Raw genomic sequence first — 18,557 nt, 5'->3', positions numbered from 1 at the left:
AGAAAGCGCGGGGAGAACATCAGTGCTCTCCCCGCGCGTTCTGTTGCGCGAAGCGGGATCAGCCGGCGACGCTGGCAGCGCCCTTCGGCAGGAAACGCTGTCCGGTGACCTTCTCGGAAATGCCGAGGCGGTCGAGCAGCGGCGTCACGCCGCCGTTCCAGAACGGGAAGCCCGCACCGGTGATCATCGCGAGGTCGATGTCCATCGGAGCCGCGACGACCTCCTCGTCGAGCATGCGACGCGTCTCGTCGGCGAGGGCCTCGAGGGCGCGGTCACGCACCTGTTCGGCGGTGAGCTCGGTGGAGCCGGTCTTCTCGAACTGAGCGAAGACCTCCTCGTTGAGCTTGCCGTCCTTGCCGTAGAAGCCCGGAATCTTCGCCTCGACGACCTTCGCCAGGTTCGGCGAGACGTAGAAGCGATCCGGGAACGCACCGTGAAGCGTCTCGCTGTTGTGCAGCGCGATCGCCGGGCCGACGAGCGACATGAGCATGAACGGCGGCATCGGCGTGATGCCGGCGAACGCCTTCTCGACGGTCTCGACCGGCGTGCCCTCGTCCGCGATCCTGCCCGCCTCGCCCATGAAGCGGCCGAGGAGGCGGTTGACGACGAACGACGGCGAGTTCTTCACGAGGATGCAGGTCTTCTTGAGCTGCTTGCCCGTGGCGAACGCCGTGGCGAGCGTCGCGTCGTCCGTCTTGTCACCGCGGATGATCTCCAGCAGCGGCATGACGGCGACCGGGTTGAAGAAGTGGAAGCCCACGACGCGCTCGGGGTGCGCGAGGTCCTCCGCCATCTCCGTCACCGACAGCGACGAGGTGTTCGTCGCGAGGACGCACTCGGGCGTGACGATGGCCTCGACCTCGGACCACACCTTCTTCTTGACGCCCATCTCCTCGAAGACGGCCTCGATGACGAAGTCGGCATCGGCGAAGCCGTCCTTGCTCGTCGAACCCGTGACGAGACCCTTGAGGCGGTTGGCCTTGTCGGGGGAGACGCGCTTCTTCTCGAGGAGCTTGTCGATCTCGGCGTGCACGTACTCCACGCCCTTGTCGACGCGCGCCTGGTCGAGGTCGGTCATGATGACCGGCACGTCGAGGCGGCGGATGAACAGCAGCGCGAGCTGGCTGGCCATGAGACCGGCACCGACGACGCCCACCTTCGTCACCTTGCGTGCGAGCGCCTTGTCCGGCGCACCGGCGGGGCGCTTGGCGCGCTTTTGGACGAGGTCGAACGCGTACAGACCGGCGCGCAGTTCGTCGCTCATGATGAGGTCGCCGAGGGCCTCGTTCTCGCCCTCGAAGCCCTGCTCGCGCGTATTAGTGCGGGCAGCCTCGACGAGGTCGATCGCACGCAGCGGAGCGGGGGCAGCGCCGCCCGTCTTCTGCATGGTGAAGGCGCGGGCCTTCTCGCACGCGGCCTTCCACGTCGACTCGTCCTTGTCGACCTCAGGGCGCTCGACCTTCTTCTCGCCCGAGATGACGTCGGACGCGAAGCGCAGCGAGTCCTCGAGGAACGTGACAGGCGCGAGGAGCTCGTCGGCGACGCCCAGCTTGAACGCCTGAGCACCCGTGGCCATCTTGTTGTTCGACAGCGGGTTGCTGATGATGAGCTGCAGCGCGTTCTCGACACCGATGAGGTTCGGCAGCAGGTACGTGCCGCCCCAGCCGGGCACGAGACCGAGGAAGCACTCCGGCAGCGAGTAAGCCGGAACGTCCGCGGACATCGTGCGGTAGTCGCAGTAGAGCCCGATCTCGACGCCGCCACCCATGGACGCGCCGTTGACGAACGCGAACGTCGGGATGTCGAGGTCGGCGATCTTCGAGAAGACGCGGTGGCCCTGCTCGGCGATCTCGACGGCCTGCTCGCGGCTCGTGATCGCGGGGATGCCCGTCAGGTCGGCGCCGACAGCCATGATGAACGGCTTCCCGGTGACACCGAGACCGACGATCTCGCCCTTGGCCGCACGCTCGGCGGCCGTGTCCAGCTGAGCCTCGAGCTCGGCGAGGCCGAGCGGGCCGAAGCTGTTCGGCTTCGTGTGGTCGAAGCCGTTGTCGAGCGTGATGAGGACGAAGGTGCCGGACGTTGTGCCGTCGTGACGCGGGAGCTGGATGTCCTGCGCGTGGGCGTGTGTGACGACCTCGTCGTGAGCCTGGTTCTTCGATGCGTCGTTCATCAGGCCACCTTCTCCTTGCCGTAGTCGGGGTGGTTCGGGTTCTCCCAGATGACAGCGCCACCCATGCCGATGCCGATGCACATGGCCGTCAGGCCGTAGCGGGCTTCGGGCTTCTCGGCGAACTGGCGCGACAGCTGCGTCATGAGGCGCACGCCGGAGCTGGCCAGCGGGTGACCCGTGGCGATCGCTCCGCCGTAGGCGTTGACGCGCTCGTCCTCGGCGTCGATGCCGAAGTGGTCGAGGAAGGCGAGCACCTGGACGGCGAAGGCCTCGTTGAGCTCGAACAGGTCGATGTCGTCGATCGTGAGACCGGCCTGCTTGAGAGCCTTCTCCGTGGCCGGGACCGGGCCGATACCCATGACCTCGGGGTCGACGCCGACGAAGGAGTAGCCGACGAGGCGCATGCCGACGGGTAGGCCGAGTTCCTTGGCCTTCTCCTCGGAGGCGAGGATGCAGGCCGTGGCGCCGTCGTTGAGACCGGCGGCGTTACCGGCGGTCACGTTGCCGTGGGCGCGGAACGGCGTCTTGAGACCGGCGAGGTCCTCGACCGTGGTGCCCGGACGCGGCGGCTCGTCGGTGGTGGCCAGGCCCCAGCCCTTCTCGGCGTGACGCGTGGCGACGGGCACGAGGTCCTGCTGAATCTTGCCCTCGGCGTAGGCCTTGGCGAGCTTGTTCTGCGAGCCGACGGCGAACGCGTCGCAGCGCTCCTTGGTGATGGCCGGGAAACGGTCGTGCAGGTTCTCGGCCGTCTTGCCCATGACGAGGGCACTCGGGTCGACGAGCTTCTCGGCGACGATGCGCGGGTTCGGGTCGGTGCCCTCACCCATGGGGTGGTGACCCATGTGCTCGACGCCGCCGGCGATGGCGATGTCGTAGGCGCCGAACGCGATGCCGGACGCGGTCGTCGTCACGGCCGTCATGGCGCCGGCGCACATGCGGTCGATGGCGTAACCGGGAACTGACTTGGGCAGACCCGACAGGAGAGCGGCCATACGGCCGATCGTCAGGCCCTGGTCACCGATCTGCGTCGTGGCGGCGATGGCCACCTCGTCGACGCTCTCGGGCGGGAGGTTCGGCTGACGACGCATGAGTTCACGGATGCATTTGATGACCAGGTCGTCGGCGCGGGTCTGGGCGTACATGCCCTTCTCACCGGCCTTGCCGAACGGCGTACGAACACCGTCGACGAAGACGACCTCATGGAGCGTGCGGGGCACGTTGCCTCCCGAAGTTAGACAAAGCTGACTAGGCCAGGCTAACCCGTTCGGTTACCCGTGAGTACGCGGGTCGATCAATTCGTCGGGTGATCGAGCGCGGCCTCGGCGAGAAGCGGCGCGACGATGTCGCACTGCCAGGGGCGTGCGCCCCCGGCGGCGAGGGCTTCACGCCATCCGGCTTCGCTCTGATCGGCCGGCGGCGACCAGATGGTGCGACGCAGGAGATCGGGCGTCAGCAGGTTCTCGACGGGCACGTTGCGCTTCTCGCTGAACTGCTGGAGGCCGTAGCGGACGTCGTCGAGACGACCGGCGGCAGCCGGGTTGCGATCGGCCCACGCCCGGATCGGCGGGGGAGCGTTCGTACGCATCGTCAGGGGCGGCAGCTCGCGCTGCGGCAGGGAGTCGGCGTTCTTGAGCGCGTTGAGCCACCGCTCGCCGTAGCGCGCGAGTCCACGGTGCGCGGGGCGCGGACGGCGGCGTCGGGCCGAGCCGTCACCGACGCGTGGGCGGATGGCGGGCGGGCCGACGAGACCGGCGACGTCGTTGGGGTTGCGGCGGGCCAGATCGATGATGAGCGCGTCGGGCAGCACGCGACCCGGCGTCGTGTCGCGGCGCTGGGCGATGTCCTCGCGCGTCTGCCACAGCGAACGCACCCGGGCGACCTGGCGCGGATCGCGCAGCGCGTGCAGACCGGACGTGCGTCGCCACGGGTCCTTCTTCGGCGTCGGGCCCTCGAAGTCGAGCAGCGCCTCGAACTCCTGACGGGCCCATTCGCCCTTGCCCTGGGCTTCGAGGTCGGCGGCCAGGGCGTCACGCACCTCGACGAGGCGCTCGACGTCGAGGGCGGCGTAGACGAGCCAGTCGTGGGGCAGCGGACGCGTCGACCAGTCAACGGCCGAGTGCTCCTTGGCGAGCGTGACGCCGACGTAGTGCTCCGTGACGGCGGCGAGCCCGACGCGGGCGAGGCCGGCGAGGCGGCTGCCGAGTTCGGTGTCGAACAGCGCCTTCGGGCAAAGACCGAGGGCCTTGAGGCAGGCGAGATCCTGCGTTGCGGCGTGAAGAACCCACTCGGCCTTGCCGATGGCGGCATTCAGGCTGCTGAGATCGCTGCACGGCACCGGGTCGATGAGCCAGGTGCCCGAACCCTTGCGCCGCAGCTGGACGAGGTAGGCGTCGTTTCCGTAGCGGAAGCCCGACGCGCGTTCGGCGTCGATGGCGACGGGCCCGGAGCCGGCGCGGATGGCGGCGCAGCACTCCTTGAGACGCGCGGCCGTCGTCACGATCTCGGGAACGCCGTCAGCCGGTTCGGCGAGCAGGGGATAGCTCGGCTTGTCGTCGGTCGGCTGCGCGTCCTCGAGCGACGCGTTGTCGCCGGCGGGGGAGTCGGACGTCATCAGAAGCGCCCCGGCAGGGCGGACACCCCTTCGGGCAGCGGCGGCAGGCCGGCGACCGTGCACATGAGCGTGGCCCAACCCTGCAGGTGGGCGGCGATGTCGTTGCCATCCGGGGTCCACGACGCACGCACTTCGAGCTCGACACTCGAGGGACGCTCGGCGAGGCCGGCGAAGCTCTCGTTGACGACGCGGGTGACGGTGCCGGCTTCCGCGGTGTACGTGGCGCCGGCGTCCTTGAGGGACTCGACGAGCCAGGACCAGCCGACAGCGCCGAGCGCCGGGTCTGTGGCCATCTCGGATTCGAGTTCGGCGCGAGCGAACGTCACGACGCGCCAGGTGCCGTGCCAGGCCTCGGGGCCCGCGGGGTCGTGCAGAAGGACGAAACGTCCGGTGCCGAGAACGGCGTCGTCGTCACGCGGGTCGACGACCTCGGCGGAGAAAGCGACGGCGTGGGGAGCAATACGGCGCGGCGGGGGCACCTCGGTGAGGGAGAGTTCGGGACGCACCCGCGCGGCCTTGACGGCATCGACCACGTCGGCGAAGTGCTCGGCGTCGTCGCGCTTCAATGTCTGCATCCCCATGGCCAGAAGATTAGGCCGGAAAGGGGCGAATTCACGGGAGGCACGCCGCGCGTCCTACCCTGCGCATGTGGTGACGTTCCTGGCCCTTCTCTCCTCCGCCGTCTGGGGAAGCGCAGACTTCGCCGGAGGCGTTCTGACGAAGCGGATGCACCCGGTCAAGGTCGTCACCCTGTCTCAGCTCGGTGGCCTCGCTGCGGCGTTCGTGTTCTTCCTGTCCGTGAGTTTGTGGGGCTCGCACGGGGAATCGCCCGTCACGGCATGGGCGCTCTGGGGCATCGCGGCGGGGCTCAGTGGCGCCGTGGGATTGCTGTGCCTGTACGCGGCGCTGTCGACCGGGACGATGGGCGTCGTCTCGCCCATCACGGCCCTCGGTGCCATCGTGCCCGTCACGCTCGGTCTCCTCCGTGGCGACGCGTGGACGACGATCGTCGGGGTGGGCCTTGTCGTCGCCCTCGTGGGTGCGGTGCTCGCAAGTGGACCCGAACTGTCGGGTGAGGTGGGCCGCAGGCCGGTCACGCTCGCCGCGATCGCCGCCGTCGCGTTCGGGCTGTCCCTGTACTTCATGGACGGAGGGGCGCGGCACGACCTGTCCGGCTCCATGCTCGCCATGCGGTGCGGCAGCCTGTCGCTGCTTATCCCCACGTTCCTCGTCCTGCGTTCACGGAACGTGGCCAGCGAACCCCTGACGCCTCGTCTCATTCTTGCGCTGCCGCTGCTCGGCATCGGCGACCTCGTCGCGAACCTGCTGTTCGCCGCGGCTTCGGCCCAGGGGCAGGTCTCGATCGTCGCCGTGCTCGGCTCGCTCTACCCGGTCGCGACGCTGCTGCTCGCCCGCGGTTTCCTCGGCGAGCGTCTGCGCGGGGTTCAGCTGGCGGGTGTGGCACTCACCGTCGTGGGCGTGTGCCTCGTGTCGATCTGACGGCTCAGGCCGACCGGTCGCTGCGCGCGACGAACAGTTCGAGCGACGCGTCGTAGTAGCGCTCGGTGCGTCCGAGGTGCGTCATGCCGAGACGCTCGGTCACCCGTCGTGAGGCGACGTTGGCCGGGTCGGTGACGGCGACAACCCGGTCGAGGCCACCGGCCAGCGCCGCGTCGAGAACGGCGCGGGCCGCTTCCGTGACGTAGCCGTGACCGGTGGCTGTGCTCGTGGCGCGCCACCCGATCTCGACATCCTCCGTCGCCGCGTTCGTGTACCCGGCGGAGAAAGGGATCGGTTTGAGCAGGATGGCCGCGACGGGCGCGCCCTCGGCCTCGACGCACCACCAGCCGCGTCCCGGGGAGGTGTTGCCGTCGATCCGGCGCAACCACGCGGCCGCGTCCTCGCGGGTGGTGAGAACGGCCGACGGGATGAACCGGGCCAGATCGGGGTTCGCATGGAGCTCGAGAGCGAACTCGAAGTCGGCGTCGTCATCGGGTGCGAAGCGGCGAAGGACGAGGCGTTCGGTGTGCAGGGTTTCGGCGGGGGAGGCCATGGCTTTACCCTGTCAGATCGACCAGGGTCCTCCGGGTGGTTCGCCGCTGCCGAAGCCAGGTGCGCATGAGAGGATTTCGAGCGTGAGCGAAACGAATGTCGACCCGCGCAACTCCGTCCTCGTCAAGGCTGCCCGCGGCGAAGAAGTGCCCTACACGCCCGTGTGGTTCATGCGCCAGGCCGGCCGTTCGCTGCCCGAGTACCGCAAGGTGCGCGAGGGAGTCGGGATGCTCGAGTCGTGTCGCCGACCCGACCTCGTCACCGAGATCACGATGCAGCCCGTGCGTCGTCACGACGTCGACGCCGCCATCTTCTTCAGTGACATCGTCGTGCCGCTCGCAGCTGTCGGCGTCGACCTCGACATCGTCGCGGGCGTGGGCCCGGTCGTCGCGCAGCCGATCCGCACGCGCGCCGACCTCGACCGCCTGCCCGAGCTGACGCCCGACGCCGTCCCGGACATCACCGAATCGGTCAAGCTGCTCACCGCCGAACTCGGCGGCACGCCGCTCATCGGTTTCGCGGGTGCACCCTTCACGCTCGCCTCGTACCTCGTCGAGGGCGGGCCCTCGAAGAACCACGAGAACACCAAGGCGCTCATGTACGGCGACCCGGAGCTCTGGAACGACCTGTGCGCTCGTCTCGCCCAGATCTCGGGTGCGTTCCTGCGCGTGCAGGCCGAAGCCGGCGCCAGTGCCGTCCAGCTGTTCGACTCGTGGGTCGGCAACCTCCCGCTTGCCGACTACCTGCGCTTCGTCCAGCCGCACTCACGTCAGGCGCTCGCCGCTGTCGAGGGGCTCGACGTGCCGAAGATCCACTTCGGCGTCGGTACCGGTGAACTGCTCTCCGCCATGGGCGAGGCGGGCGCCGACGTCGTCGGTGTCGACTTCCGCGTCGACCTCGACGCCGCCCGCGAACGCACCGGCGGTCAGTACGCTCTCCAGGGCAATCTCGACCCCGCGCTCCTCTTCGCTCCCTGGGAGCCCCTCGAGGCCAAGGTTGACGAGATCGTCGCCGCGGGCCGTCGCGCGAAGGGCCACATCTTCAACCTCGGCCACGGCGTCCTGCCGAGCACCGACCCCGACGTCATCACGCGCGTCGTCGCCCGCGTTCACGAGATCTCCGCTCGCTGACGCTCCGGCACATGCGTGCTCCGACGTTGCCCGGCACCCTCGTCAGCCGGGGTGTGTGCGGCTCGGTGCTCCTGCTCCTCGCGGGGCTCGTCCTCAACGAGCTGCCTCCGAGCCCGGTGCGCTTCCTCGTCGCCCCGCTGCAGTGGTTGGGCACGAACGCGCCAGGACGCTTCCTCGCCCTCGTCGTCACGCTGATCGGCGTCGCCTTGCTCACGCACGCATGGGTGAGCCTCGTGCGGACCCCGGCGGAAGGATCGGCCGACGAACGCGTCCGTCACGTACGGGCCGTGACGATGCGCTGGATGGCGCCCCTGCTCATCGCGCCTCCGCTGTTCTCCCACGACGGGTGGAGCTACATGGCCCAGGGCGCCGTCGCGGCGTCCGGGCGTGACCCGTACACGATCTCCCCGGGCGAGATGCCCGAACTACTCACCTCGATGGTCGACCCGATCTGGCGCTACACCCCCACGCCGTACGGGCCGATCCCCATCATCTGGGGTGCTCTGACGCGCGAGGTGTTCGGCGACCCCACGCTCCTGCTGTTGCTCCAGCGGGTGCCCGCCCTGATCGGGCTCGGCCTCACTGCGTGGGCCGTTCCGCGCCTCGCCCGCCACCTCGGCATCGACCCGGCGAGGGCGACGGCGCTCGCGATCGCGTCACCTTTCGTCCTCGTCCACGCCGTCGGCGGGCTGCACAACGACGCCCTCGTCATGGGCCTCGTGGCCGCGGCGCTCGTGTTCGCCGCCGAACGTCGGTGGGTGCTCGGCGTCGTGCTCGTCGGTCTTGCCGTTGCGGTGAAGTTCACGGCCGTGGTCGCGGTCGTTCCCGTCGTTCTCGTCTCCTTGCCCGGGGCAGTGCGGCTACCCGGACGATTCGTCAGGCTCGCGGCCGGTGGTCTCATCGCCGCCGCCACCGTCGCCGCAAGCGGCATTCCCTACGGGCTCGGGCTCGGATGGGTCAAGGTGCTCAGCGTGCCGGGCGTCGTCGTCACCCCGGCGTCGGCGCCCACCGCCGTCGGCGTCGTGCTCGAATGGCTGCTCGCACAGACCGGCAGCGGCCTCGAGATGTACGCCGTGCCCGTCGTGCGTGCGCTCGGCATGGCGCTCGCCGTCGCCTTGGTCATCGTCCTGGCCCTCACGAGGCCCACGGGTGACCCCACGTCGGGACTCGCAACGTGCATCGGGGTGTTCGCTGCGGTGGTGCTCCTCGCACCGGTCGTGCAGTCCTGGTACGCACTCGCCGTGGTGCCGGCCGCAGCGCTGTTGCTGCTCGAGCGTCGTCGCACCCGCAGGGCCATCTTCCTCGGAGCGGCGCTCGCGTTCCTCGCGCCCCTCGATTCGGAGATGGCCGGCGGATCTCTCCTCGCGGCCGGTCTCGTCGTCCTCGGCCTGACGATCGTGCGTGCCGTCAGGGCCGGCGACTCGCGACCCGTCGCCGACGCCTGACGCCGTTCAGCTGATCCTGCTTGGGTCAGTCGCCGTCGGAGTCGGTGGCGTTCTCTTCCCCTGCGGCAACGGACGCCTTGGCCTCTTCGGCTCCGTGCCCGTCCAACTCGACCGTGAACCACGGGAGGAAGAACTGCACGAGCGGGCCGATCAACAGCGCATAGAGCACCGTTCCGACGCCCACGCCACCGCCGAGCAGCCAGCCCGAAGTGAGGACGACGACCTCGATGCTCGTGCGCACGAGGCGGACGCTGAGGCCCGTGATGCGGTGCAGGCCCGTCATGAGACCGTCGCGGGGGCCGGGGCCGAGTTGGCTTCCGATGTACATCGCGCCGCCGATGGCGTTGACGAGCAGGCCGACGGTGAAGAGCGCCGAGCGAGCCACGATGGAGTTCGGCTCGGAGACGAGCGCCATCGTCGCATCGAGCACGAAACCGAGCCACACCGCGTTCGCCACGGTGCCGAGCCCGGGCCACTGACGCATGGGGATCCACAGCAGCAGCACGATGAACGACACGACGATCGTGACCGTGCCCATCGACCAGCCGGTGTGCAGGCTGGCGCCCTGGTGGAAGACGCCCCAGGGCTCGAGGCCGACGTTCGCTCGCACGAACAGACCCATCGCGGCACCGAAGAGCGTCAGGCCGATGAAGAGTTGCGGCAGCCGACGACCGAGCTTGCCGGCACGCAGTTGACCCATCGGCGTCAGATTGGCCAGCTGGCGCGATCCACACGAAGGACGCGCGGCCGCGTCGGGCTGAGGTTGGACCGTCGACATGGTGCTCATGAAACCAGAGTGCAGCAGAAGTGGCCTTGTCTTGAATAGCCAATTCGGACACAGTGGCCCCATGGAACGCAGGATCGGGGCGAATGCCCTCGCGCGCCTCGTCGGCCCACCGCCCGAGCGAGGTCCGGCGTACGTCTGGTTGAGCGACCGCATCGAACGTCTCGTGGCCGACGGCAGGCTGACGCATGACACCCGCCTGCCGAGCGAGCGTGATGCTGCCGTGGCGTTCGGCCTGTCGCGCACGACGGTCACTCACGCGTACGCACTGCTGCGCGAGCGTGGCTTCGCCGAAGCCCGCCGCGGCTCCGGAACGCGCGTGCGCATCCCCGGTGGCCCCGTCTCGGGCGGTGGCGAACCCGTGAGCGGCGTGCTCGGCGGGTTCGATCCGCAGGGAGGAATCAACCTCACCAACACGGCTCCAGCCGCAGTGGGCGGCCTCGCCGAACGGTTCGCGGAGGCCTCGCGGCACCTGGCGGCCTACACCCACGAAGGCGGGTACTTCCGCGACGGCGTGCCCGACCTTCGTGGTGCTCTCGCTGAGCGCTACATCGCGCGGGGCGTGCCGACGACGCCCGATCAGATCCTCGTGACGACGGGCGCTCTCGCCGGTGTGGCCGCTACGGCGTTGGCGTTGGTTTCGCCGGGTGACGCCGTGGCCGTCGAGCCGTCGGGCTACCCGAACTCGCTTGCGTCGCTGCGAAGCCGTGGCGCGCGGTTCGTGCCCGCCGTCGAATCGGACGACGAGCGTCGTCTCGATGTGCGGGCCACGGCCGAAACCTTCGCGCGCCGGGCGCCGAAGGCGATGCTCGTCATCCCGGACTTTCACAACCCGACGGGCCGGTTCATGGGGGAGGAAGACCGCCATGACCTCGCGCGTCTGTGGGCGAAGCACGGCATCGTCGGCATCGTCGACGAAACCCTGGCCGACCTGTGGCTCGACACGGCGCCGCGCGTTCGCCCCATGGCGGCGTTTGCTCCCGAGTGCATCACGGTCGGGTCGGCGAGCAAGACGTACTGGGGCGGACTGCGCCTCGGATGGGTGCGCGCGCCGCGCCGCTACATCGGTGCCATCGCGTCGGCGCGCGTGACGCTCGATCTCGGAGCGCCGGTGCTCGAACAGATCGTTCTCGCCGGCCTGCTGCGTGATCAATCCGGCCTCGACGACGAGCGTCGCGCAGAGCTGGCCGGTCGACGAATTCTCCTGCGCGACGCCATAGCCCGGGCCTGCCCGGGGTGGAGTTGTGACCTTCCCGACGGCGGCCTGTCGCTGTGGTGGAGGCTGCCGGGCGCGCAGTCGAGCGAGATCGTGCGACGGGCGGCATTGCGTGGTCTCACCCTCACGCCGGGCAGTGCGTTCTCCCTCGACGGACGTGGCCTCGAAGGGCGACTTCGGACTCCGTTCACGCTGGCTGAGGACGATCTGCGGCGCGCCGCAGACGTTCTCGGTGAGGTCAACGCCTCGCTCGCCTCCCGCACATAGGGTGACGTCGTTGACGAGGAGAGCGGAGCGCCCGAGATGACAGGTGGTTCAGCGATGTCGGCTGACGAAAGGCGCTGGGCGCCGGTGCAGGGCGACGAGGTCGCCACGCTGCGCGGGATGCTCGAGCACCACCGCGACACGCTGCGGTGGAAGTGCTCCGGCCTCGACGACGAGCAGTTGCGTCGGGCCCTGCCCCCGACGGACATGACGCTCGCCGGGCTGATGCTGCACCTCACGATGGTGGAGGCAGGTTGGTTCAACCTCACCTTCGCGGGCGGCATCGAGCGCCCCGATTGGCTCGCGCACTCCCACGGAGCCGGTGTGGACTGGGCGTGGGAGCACGCGGCCGATCACTCCCAGGCACAGCTGTGGGCGTGGTTCGACGACGCCGTCGCGGTCAGTGACCGTATCGTCGACGCAGCCCTCGCCCACGACGCCGGTCTGGACGCTCTCGCCGTCAACCCTCGGGAGGACGAAGGAACAGTGAGCCTCCGGTGGATCCTCGTGCACATGATCGAGGAGTACGCGCGGCACAACGGTCACGCCGACCTCCTGCGTCAGGCCGTCGACGGAAGTACGGGGGAGTAGCCGCACCCGTCGCTCCCTGGTGGGTCGCTGCCGCCCGAGTCGGGACCAACGTCACGACTTGCCCCCAACGCGCCGCCCCGGCGACCCCCACCCGCGCTGAGAGTGGGAAACTGGGAGCATGAAGTCGGTCGCGATCGTCGGTGGTGGAGTGAGCGGTCTCGTCGCCGCGTGGCATCTCGCGACGACGGCGCCCTCGTGGAAGATCACCGTCTTCGAAGCCGACGAGCGCGTGGGCGGCAAATTGCGCCAGGAGGAGATCGCCGGGCACCGCGTCGATGTCGGTGCCGAGTCGGCCCTCTGGCGCCGCCCCGAGGTGGTCGACCTGCTCGCCGAGCTCGGCGTCGAGGCCGTTCACCCCCAACGTTTCCCGGCCCTCCTGTGGTCCCGCGGCTCGCTCGAGGCGCTGCCTGCAGGCACACTCATGGGCATTCCGTCAGACCCCGAGTCGGCCCGCGGGCTGCTCTCCGACGACGAGGTGGCTCGTGCCGCCGACGAGCGTCCGGTCGAAATCTCGGTGCCCCGTTCCGAAGCTGGTGACAACGCAGATGACCTGGCCGACATCAGCGTCGGTGACGCTGTCGAGCAGGCCCTCGGCGCCGCCGTCGTCGACCGCATGGTCGAGCCACTGCTCGGCGGGGTCTATGCAGGCAACGCCCGCGAGCTCTCGGCCCGTGCCTGTGTGCCTCCGCTCTTCAAGGCCCTGCGCGACGGCCGGCGCCTGACCGAGGCCGCCCGGGCCGCTTCGTCGGCGGTCTCGTCGAACGACACACGGCAGGTGTTCGGGGCGCCCACTGACGGCATGGGATCGCTGCCCGAAGCGCTTCGCGCCGGTCTCGCCGATCGCGGCGTGGACGTCGTCACCGGTGCGCGCGTCACCGAGCTGCGCCGCTCGCTCGGCCATCGCGGCACGTGGCACCTCGAAGTCGAACGGGACGGTCTGCCCGAACCGCACGAGGCCGACGGCGTCATCGTCACGACGGCGGCGCCCGCAGCCGCCCGCCTGCTCGCGGCCATCGCGCCCGAAGCCTCGGACGCGCTCGGCGGCATCGAGTACGCCACGATGGCGATCGTCACCTACGCCTTCCCGGCCTCCGTCCACGCGAGCCTTCCCGAGGGAACGGGCTTCCTCGTCCCTCCGGTGGACGGACGCACGATCAAGGCCTCGACCTTCTCCAGCGTCAAGTGGCCGTGGCTCGCCGAGGCCGCGCCGGACGTGGCCTACGTACGCGTGTCGATGGGGCGCCATCGCGACGAGGCCGTCCTCGATCATGCCGACGACGAACTCCTTGCCCTCGGCTTGGACGACCTAGGCGAGGCGACCGGTCTCGACCTTCCCGCCCCGCTCGACGCCCACGTCCAGCGCTGGGCGAACGGTCTGCCGCAGTACGCCCTCGGCCACGTCGAGCGTGTCCGACGCATCCGTGACGACCTCACGCGGCTGCCCGCCCTCGACGTCGCCGGGGCGGCCCTCGACGGCGTCGGCATCCCCGCCTGTGTCGCCACGGCGCGCGCCGCCGCCGACCGCGTCCTCGACGACCTCGCCGCTCAAGACGCGCTCGCCTGAGCCCCCGAACCTGTTCCGAACAAGCACGCACCCGAAGGAGAATCACGGTGACCACCCCGCAGCCGGAGAACCCGCAGAACCCCGAGAAGACGAGTTCGCGCCCCGAGCCGAAGCACGTCACGGTCGACCGCATCAACGCTTCCCGCATCTACGCGATGTGGTCGGTCTTCACCATCGTCGACAAGGTCGACGGCGACCGTGAGGCCATGGCGCGTGAGGCAGACGAGTACCTCGACTCGCTCGCGGGCAAGGGCGTGACCGTGCGCGGCACGTACAACCTCTCCGGCTTCCGCGCCGAGGCCGACCTCATGATCTGGTGGCACGGCGAGTCGATCGACGAGCTGCAGAAGGCCTACTCGGGCTTTCTCGCCACCGACCTCGGCCGTCACCTCGAGCCGTACTGGTCGAACGTCGCGATGCACCGCGTGGCCGAGTTCAACCGCGGCCACATTCCGGCGTTCATGGCCGAGGAGACGCCGCGCAAGTACATCTGCGTCTACCCGTTCGTGCGCAGCTACGACTGGTACCTGCTGCCCGACGAGGACCGCAAGAAGATGCTTCACGACCACGGCATGGCCGCCCGTGAGTACCCGGACGTGCGCGCCAACACGATCGCCTCGTTCGGCATGGGTGACTACGAGTGGATCCTCGCCTTCGAGGCAGACGAGATGTACCGCATCCTCGACCTCATGCGCGAGATGCGGTACACGGAGGCTCGTCGCCACGTGCGCGAGGAGACGCCGTTCTTCTCCGGCCCGCAGATCACGATGAGCGAGTTCGTCGCGCGCATGCGCTGACCCGCCGAGCCTGTTCAGCACGACAAAGGCGGCGGGTACCGGATCAGATCCGGTACCCGCCGCCTTAGTGCGTCAGCCGATGGTCACTCGGTTTCCTGGGCGACCGTGGCGTTCGTGTTCAGCCACCACGTGTAGTGGTCGAGCACGTCGTGCGCGATCTCTTCCTTGGAGTAGGTGAGCACGTCGTACGCGCCACCGCCGGGGACAACGACCTCGAGCTGGCACGAGATGTCGTCCGCCTCGATCATGCGCGCGCCGTAGGACGCGACCTTGATGCTGCGGATCTGGCTCGTGTAGTGGAAGTCCTCGGCGCGCGGGTCGGCCGCGTGCACGGTGAGGGTCACCGAACGGCGTAGCTGCTTGGTCGGCTGCGCCAGGTGCTCGAGCTCGGCGTTGACGCCTCGCTCACGCAGTTCGGCGACGACCTCCTCGAGAGCCGGGACGACGACCTCGTCCATGCGTTCCTCCGTGGCCTTCGCAGACACACTGCCGAACTGACGCGCGAGGCGGTTCTTCCACGAGCCGTTCGCGGTCGGCGGCGCACCGATCGTGCCCGAGCGCAGCGAGTCCAGCATCGCGCTGGCGTGCCGCTGTTCGCCGGTCAGCGCACGGTGGATACCGATCATCACGAGGATCATGACGAAAGCGAACGGCAGACCCATGACGATCGTCGCGTACTGCAGCGCGGTGATACCGCCGACGATGAGCATCGCGATGGTCAGCACGGCGGTCGCGGCGGCCCACAGGACACGCACCCACGGCTTGGCGTCGGTCTCGGCGTCCGGCAGGTCGGAGCTGAGGTTCGCCATAACGAGGGCGCCGGAGTCGGCGGACGTCACGTAGAACAGCAGGCCGACGAACGTGGCCAGACCGATGATGAACGTTGCCGCCGGGAACTGCTGGAGCAGCTGGTAGAAACCGGATTCCGGCGTGTTGACCGCGGCGTCGCCGAAGGCCTTGTCACCGTCCATGATCCGCTTGATCGCGGTGTTACCGAACATCGTCACCCACATGACGATGTAAAGGAACGGGATCGTCAGCGTGCCCACGACGAACTGGCCGATCGTGCGGCCCTTCGAGATGCGGGCCAGGAACATGCCGACGAAGCTTGCCCAGGCGATCCACCAGGCCCAGAAGAACAGGGTCCACAGGTTCATCCACTCGCCCGGGTAGTCGTACGCCATCGTGTCGAGCGTCATGCCCGGGAAGAGGTTGACGAAGTCACCGACGTTCATCGTCGCCGCGCGCAGGAGGAAGCGGGTGTCGCCGAAGACGAGCACCCAACCCGCGAGGAACAGCGCGAGGAGGACGTTGAGCTGGCTGAGGATGCGGATGCCCTTGTCGATGCCCGACGTCGCGGAGATCGTCGCGGTGACGACGGCGACGACGACGAGACCGATCTGAGCGGGCACGCCCTGGTCGATGCCGAACAGCAGGTCGAGACCGACGTTGAGCATGACGACGCCGATGCCGAGGCTGGTCGCCACACCGAAGATCGTGCCGAGCACGGTGGCGATGTCGACCGCGTTGCCGATGCCGCCGTTGATGCGCTTGCCGAACAGCGGGTAGAGCGCCGAACGCACCGCGAGCGGCAGCCCCTTGCGGTGGGCGAAGTAGCCGAGGGCGATACCCATGAGCGTGTACATGCCCCAGCCGGTGATGCCGTAGTGGAACAGGGTCCACACCGTGCCCTCACGCGCGGCGTCCAGCGTTTCGCCCTTGCCCTGCGGCGGTGCGAGGTACTGCGACGCAGGTTCGGCGACGGCGAAGAACATGAGGTCCGTGCCGATGCCGGCGGCGAACAGCATGCTCGCCCAGGCGAACGTTGAGTACTCGGGACGGTCGTGGTCGTGCCCCAGACGGATGCGGCCGAAGCGCAGTGCCAGGTACACGACGAAGAACAGGACGATCGTCGCCAGGGCGATGTAGAACCAGCCGAACCAGCCACCCATCCACTCGACGACGGTACCGAGCTGGCTCTCGGCGCCCTTCGGGTCGATGAGGGCCCACCCGGCCACGACCGCGATGAACACGGCCGTGGTCCACAGGACGACAGGCTTGATCCGGGCTTCGCCGGGTGTTTCGACCTCGGTGTCGGGGGCGGGCGTCACCGAGCTCATCGCGGCTCTCCCACGATGGCGGCAGCGCTCGGGATCTCGCTCTTGGCGTCCCAGGCGTCGTTGCGCGGGTCGCCCTCGGGGTAGAGCGGCATACCGGCCTTGGCGCGGTAGGTGGGCGGGTTCTCCGGCGCGAGCATCGTGTTGCCGGCGATGAGGTCGGCGGCACGCTCGGCCACCATCATGACCGGCGCGTAGATGTTGCCGTTCGTGATGCTCGGGAAGACCGACGCGTCGGCGACGCGCAGGCCCTCGGTGCCGTGCACGCGCATCGAGTTCGGGTCGACGACGGACATCTCGTCGGTGCCCATCTTGGCCGAGCACGAGGGGTGCAGGGCCGTCTCGGCGTCCTTCGCGATCCAGTCGATGATCTCCTCGTCCGTCTGGACGGCGCTTCCGGGGGAGATCTCGCCACCGTCGAACGGCGAGAACGCGGGCTGGCTGAGGATGTGGCGCGCGGCGCGCACGACCTCGACCCACTCGCGGCGGTCGCGCTCGGTCGACAGGTAGTTGAACAGGATGCTCGGGTGCTTCTTCGGGTCGTTGCTCGTGATGTGTACGTGGCCGCGCACGTCGGAGTTCATCGGGCCGATGTGCACCTGGTAGCCGTGCTCGTGACCGCCGCCCGTGCCGTCGTAACGCACTGCGACCGGCAGGAAGTGGAACATGAGGTTCGGGTACTGAACCTCTTCGTTCGTACGGATGAAGCCGCCCGCCTCGAAGTGGTTCGAGGCGCCGACACCGGTGTTGGCGAAGAGCCACTGCGCGCCGATGTAGGGCGCCTTCCACTTCTTGAGCCAGGGCTGGATGGAAACCGGCTGCACCGACTCGTGCTGGAGGTAGACCTCGAGGTGGTCCTGGAGGTTCTCGCCGACGCCCGGCAGGTCGACGCGGGTCTCGACGCCCGCGGCCGCGAGGACCTCGGGGTTGCCGACGCCCGAGAGCTGCAGCAGCTGCGGCGTGTTGAACGCGCCACCACACAGGATGACCTCGCCGGCTTCGACGGAGTGCTTGCGGCGACCGCCGCGCACGAAGTCGACGCCCGTGACGCGGTTGCCGTCCCAGCGCAAGTTCGTGACGAAGGCGAGCGTCGCGATGTCGAGATTCTTGCGGTTCTTGACCGGCCACAGGTAGGAGCGGGACGCGCTCATGCGCGAGCCGTTCTTCGTCGTGTGGTCGAAGGGTGCGAAGCCCTCCTGGCGGTAGCCGTTGACGTCATCCGTCGGGGCGTAGCCGGCCTGCTGGGTGGCCTCGAAGAAGGCCTGGAACAGGGGAGAGGTAGCCGGGCCGCGCTCGAGCGTGAGGGGACCGGAACCGCCGCGCCAGGCGTCGGCGCCCGCGAGCGTCGTCTCCATGCGCTTGAAATAGGGCAGGCAGTGGGCGTAGTCCCAGTCCTCCATGCCGGCGAACGTGGCCCACTTGTCGTAGTCGCCTCGGTTGCCGCGCTGGAAGATCATGCCATTGATCGAGCTGGAGCCACCGAGCACCTTGCCGCGGGTGTGCGCGACGCGCCGACCACCCATGAAGGGCTCCGGGTCGCTCTCGTAACGCCAGTCGTAGAGCGGGTTGCCGCTGGGGAACATGAGCGCGGCGGGCATGTGGATGAGCGGGTCGATCTTGAAGTCGGCGCGCCCGGCCTCGAGCACGAGAACGCTCGTGTTCGAGTCGGCCGAGAGGCGGTTGGCCAGCGCGGAGCCGGCCGAGCCGCCACCGACGATGACGTAGTCGTAACGCTTCTTCATCGAGATGAATCTCCTTGTGTTCTCACATGGTCGTCCTCGAACGAACCCTGCCCCACAGAGTTCGTTCGAGG

The 18,557-nt window shown here is 69.0% G+C and carries 15 protein-coding genes; 7 read left to right on the top strand and 8 right to left on the bottom strand.

Annotation, left to right across the window (positions count from 1 at the left end; translation table 11 throughout):
* Window positions 1-58: 58 nt before the first annotated feature.
* The 4 genes from EVU97_RS04285 to EVU97_RS04270 all read right to left on the bottom strand — a co-directional run bounded on the left by EVU97_RS04285 (window position 59) and on the right by EVU97_RS04270 (window position 5,365).
* Window positions 59-2,173, bottom strand: a complete 2,115-nt coding sequence (locus EVU97_RS04285) for a 3-hydroxyacyl-CoA dehydrogenase NAD-binding domain-containing protein (RefSeq protein WP_129663752.1) — start codon at window positions 2,171-2,173, stop codon at window positions 59-61.
* The gene (locus tag EVU97_RS04280; protein ID WP_129663750.1) at window positions 2,173-3,390 is read right to left on the bottom strand and encodes a thiolase family protein; all 1,218 of its coding nucleotides are present in this window, start codon (window positions 3,388-3,390) and stop codon (window positions 2,173-2,175) included. Before EVU97_RS04280 ends, EVU97_RS04285 begins: the two co-directional genes overlap by 1 nt.
* Before the next feature lie 74 nt (window positions 3,391-3,464).
* Complete coding sequence (locus EVU97_RS04275; RefSeq protein WP_129663748.1) at window positions 3,465-4,784, bottom strand: HRDC domain-containing protein; 1,320 nt, start codon at window positions 4,782-4,784, stop codon at window positions 3,465-3,467.
* The gene (locus EVU97_RS04270) at window positions 4,784-5,365 is read right to left on the bottom strand and encodes a DUF3000 domain-containing protein (RefSeq protein WP_047311535.1); all 582 of its coding nucleotides are present in this window, start codon (window positions 5,363-5,365) and stop codon (window positions 4,784-4,786) included. Before EVU97_RS04270 ends, EVU97_RS04275 begins: the two co-directional genes overlap by 1 nt.
* Before the next feature lie 67 nt (window positions 5,366-5,432).
* On the opposite strand from EVU97_RS04270, the gene EVU97_RS04265 reads away from it, so the two are divergent.
* Window positions 5,433-6,284: a DMT family transporter gene (locus EVU97_RS04265; RefSeq protein ID WP_165357869.1), complete on the top strand. Its 852-nt coding sequence runs from the start codon at window positions 5,433-5,435 to the stop codon at window positions 6,282-6,284.
* 4 nt (window positions 6,285-6,288) lie between these two features.
* On the opposite strand, the gene EVU97_RS04260 is transcribed toward EVU97_RS04265, so the two are convergent.
* A complete protein-coding gene (locus EVU97_RS04260) occupies window positions 6,289-6,837 on the bottom strand; it encodes a GNAT family N-acetyltransferase (RefSeq protein WP_129663744.1) in 549 nt (182 codons plus the stop codon).
* Between EVU97_RS04260 and hemE the strand changes: the two genes are divergently transcribed.
* Both hemE and mptB read left to right on the top strand, forming a co-directional pair.
* Window positions 6,836-7,966: a uroporphyrinogen decarboxylase gene (hemE, locus tag EVU97_RS04255; RefSeq protein ID WP_129663742.1), complete on the top strand. Its 1,131-nt coding sequence runs from the start codon at window positions 6,836-6,838 to the stop codon at window positions 7,964-7,966. The genes EVU97_RS04260 and hemE overlap by 2 nt on opposite strands.
* 11 nt (window positions 7,967-7,977) lie before the next feature.
* Window positions 7,978-9,411 carry a polyprenol phosphomannose-dependent alpha 1,6 mannosyltransferase MptB gene (gene mptB / locus EVU97_RS04250; RefSeq protein ID WP_129663740.1) on the top strand — a complete coding sequence of 478 codons (1,434 nt, stop codon included), beginning with the start codon at window positions 7,978-7,980 and terminating at the stop codon, window positions 9,409-9,411.
* A gap of 25 nt (window positions 9,412-9,436) precedes the next feature.
* Here mptB and EVU97_RS04245 read toward each other — a convergent pair whose 3' ends face one another.
* Entirely contained in the window at window positions 9,437-10,198 is a 762-nt protein-coding gene (locus tag EVU97_RS04245; RefSeq protein WP_370448519.1) for a YitT family protein, read from the bottom strand.
* A 61-nt stretch (window positions 10,199-10,259) separates the two neighbouring features.
* Here EVU97_RS04245 and EVU97_RS04240 point away from each other — a divergent pair, with 61 nt between their 5' ends.
* The 4 genes from EVU97_RS04240 to hemQ all read left to right on the top strand — a co-directional run bounded on the left by EVU97_RS04240 (window position 10,260) and on the right by hemQ (window position 14,627).
* Complete coding sequence (locus EVU97_RS04240) at window positions 10,260-11,678, top strand: PLP-dependent aminotransferase family protein (RefSeq protein ID WP_165357868.1); 1,419 nt, start codon at window positions 10,260-10,262, stop codon at window positions 11,676-11,678.
* A 54-nt stretch (window positions 11,679-11,732) separates the two neighbouring features.
* A complete protein-coding gene (locus EVU97_RS04235; protein ID WP_129663736.1) occupies window positions 11,733-12,266 on the top strand; it encodes a DinB family protein in 534 nt (177 codons plus the stop codon).
* 118 nt (window positions 12,267-12,384) lie between these two features.
* Complete coding sequence (gene hemG / locus EVU97_RS04230; protein WP_129663734.1) at window positions 12,385-13,830, top strand: protoporphyrinogen oxidase; 1,446 nt, start codon at window positions 12,385-12,387, stop codon at window positions 13,828-13,830.
* A 155-nt stretch (window positions 13,831-13,985) separates the two neighbouring features.
* Window positions 13,986-14,627: a hydrogen peroxide-dependent heme synthase gene (gene hemQ, locus EVU97_RS04225; protein WP_129663879.1), complete on the top strand. Its 642-nt coding sequence runs from the start codon at window positions 13,986-13,988 to the stop codon at window positions 14,625-14,627.
* Between the two features lie 83 nt (window positions 14,628-14,710).
* Here the strand turns inward: hemQ and betT are convergent, their stop codons facing one another.
* Window positions 14,711-16,747, bottom strand: a complete 2,037-nt coding sequence (gene betT, locus EVU97_RS04220; protein WP_129663732.1) for a choline BCCT transporter BetT — start codon at window positions 16,745-16,747, stop codon at window positions 14,711-14,713.
* Window positions 16,744-18,486 (bottom strand): choline dehydrogenase, encoded by a 1,743-nt coding sequence (gene betA, locus EVU97_RS04215; protein ID WP_129663730.1) that lies wholly within the window; start codon window positions 18,484-18,486, stop codon window positions 16,744-16,746. The genes betT and betA overlap by 4 nt, the downstream gene beginning before the upstream one ends.
* Window positions 18,487-18,557: the final 71 nt, after the last annotated feature.

This window comes from Dermacoccus sp. 147Ba (assembly GCF_004151355.1).
Taxonomy (GTDB): Bacteria; Actinomycetota; Actinomycetes; order Actinomycetales; family Dermatophilaceae; genus Dermacoccus; species Dermacoccus abyssi.
Note: the sequence above shows the minus strand (reverse complement) of the source record. Positions and strands in the feature narration are given on the sequence as shown.

What these genes read in the sequence shown, in the direction of transcription:
- EVU97_RS04285 (WP_129663752.1), bottom strand. Translation starts at nt 2,173, where the DNA reads ATGAACGACGCATCGAAGAACCAGGCTCACGACGAGGTCGTCACACAC.
- EVU97_RS04275 (WP_129663748.1), bottom strand. Translation starts at nt 4,784, where the DNA reads ATGACGTCCGACTCCCCCGCCGGCGACAACGCGTCGCTCGAGGACGCG.
- EVU97_RS04270 (WP_047311535.1), bottom strand. Translation starts at nt 5,365, where the DNA reads ATGGGGATGCAGACATTGAAGCGCGACGACGCCGAGCACTTCGCCGAC.
- hemE (WP_129663742.1), top strand. Translation starts at nt 6,836, where the DNA reads ATGGCTTTACCCTGTCAGATCGACCAGGGTCCTCCGGGTGGTTCGCCG.
- EVU97_RS04260 (WP_129663744.1), bottom strand. Translation starts at nt 6,837, where the DNA reads ATGGCCTCCCCCGCCGAAACCCTGCACACCGAACGCCTCGTCCTTCGC.
- mptB (WP_129663740.1), top strand. Translation starts at nt 7,978, where the DNA reads ATGCGTGCTCCGACGTTGCCCGGCACCCTCGTCAGCCGGGGTGTGTGC.
- EVU97_RS04245 (WP_370448519.1), bottom strand. Translation starts at nt 10,198, where the DNA reads ATGAGCACCATGTCGACGGTCCAACCTCAGCCCGACGCGGCCGCGCGT.
- EVU97_RS04240 (WP_165357868.1), top strand. Translation starts at nt 10,260, where the DNA reads ATGGAACGCAGGATCGGGGCGAATGCCCTCGCGCGCCTCGTCGGCCCA.
- EVU97_RS04235 (WP_129663736.1), top strand. Translation starts at nt 11,733, where the DNA reads ATGTCGGCTGACGAAAGGCGCTGGGCGCCGGTGCAGGGCGACGAGGTC.
- hemG (WP_129663734.1), top strand. Translation starts at nt 12,385, where the DNA reads ATGAAGTCGGTCGCGATCGTCGGTGGTGGAGTGAGCGGTCTCGTCGCC.
- hemQ (WP_129663879.1), top strand. Translation starts at nt 13,986, where the DNA reads ATGTGGTCGGTCTTCACCATCGTCGACAAGGTCGACGGCGACCGTGAG.
- betT (WP_129663732.1), bottom strand. Translation starts at nt 16,747, where the DNA reads ATGAGCTCGGTGACGCCCGCCCCCGACACCGAGGTCGAAACACCCGGC.
- betA (WP_129663730.1), bottom strand. Translation starts at nt 18,486, where the DNA reads ATGAAGAAGCGTTACGACTACGTCATCGTCGGTGGCGGCTCGGCCGGC.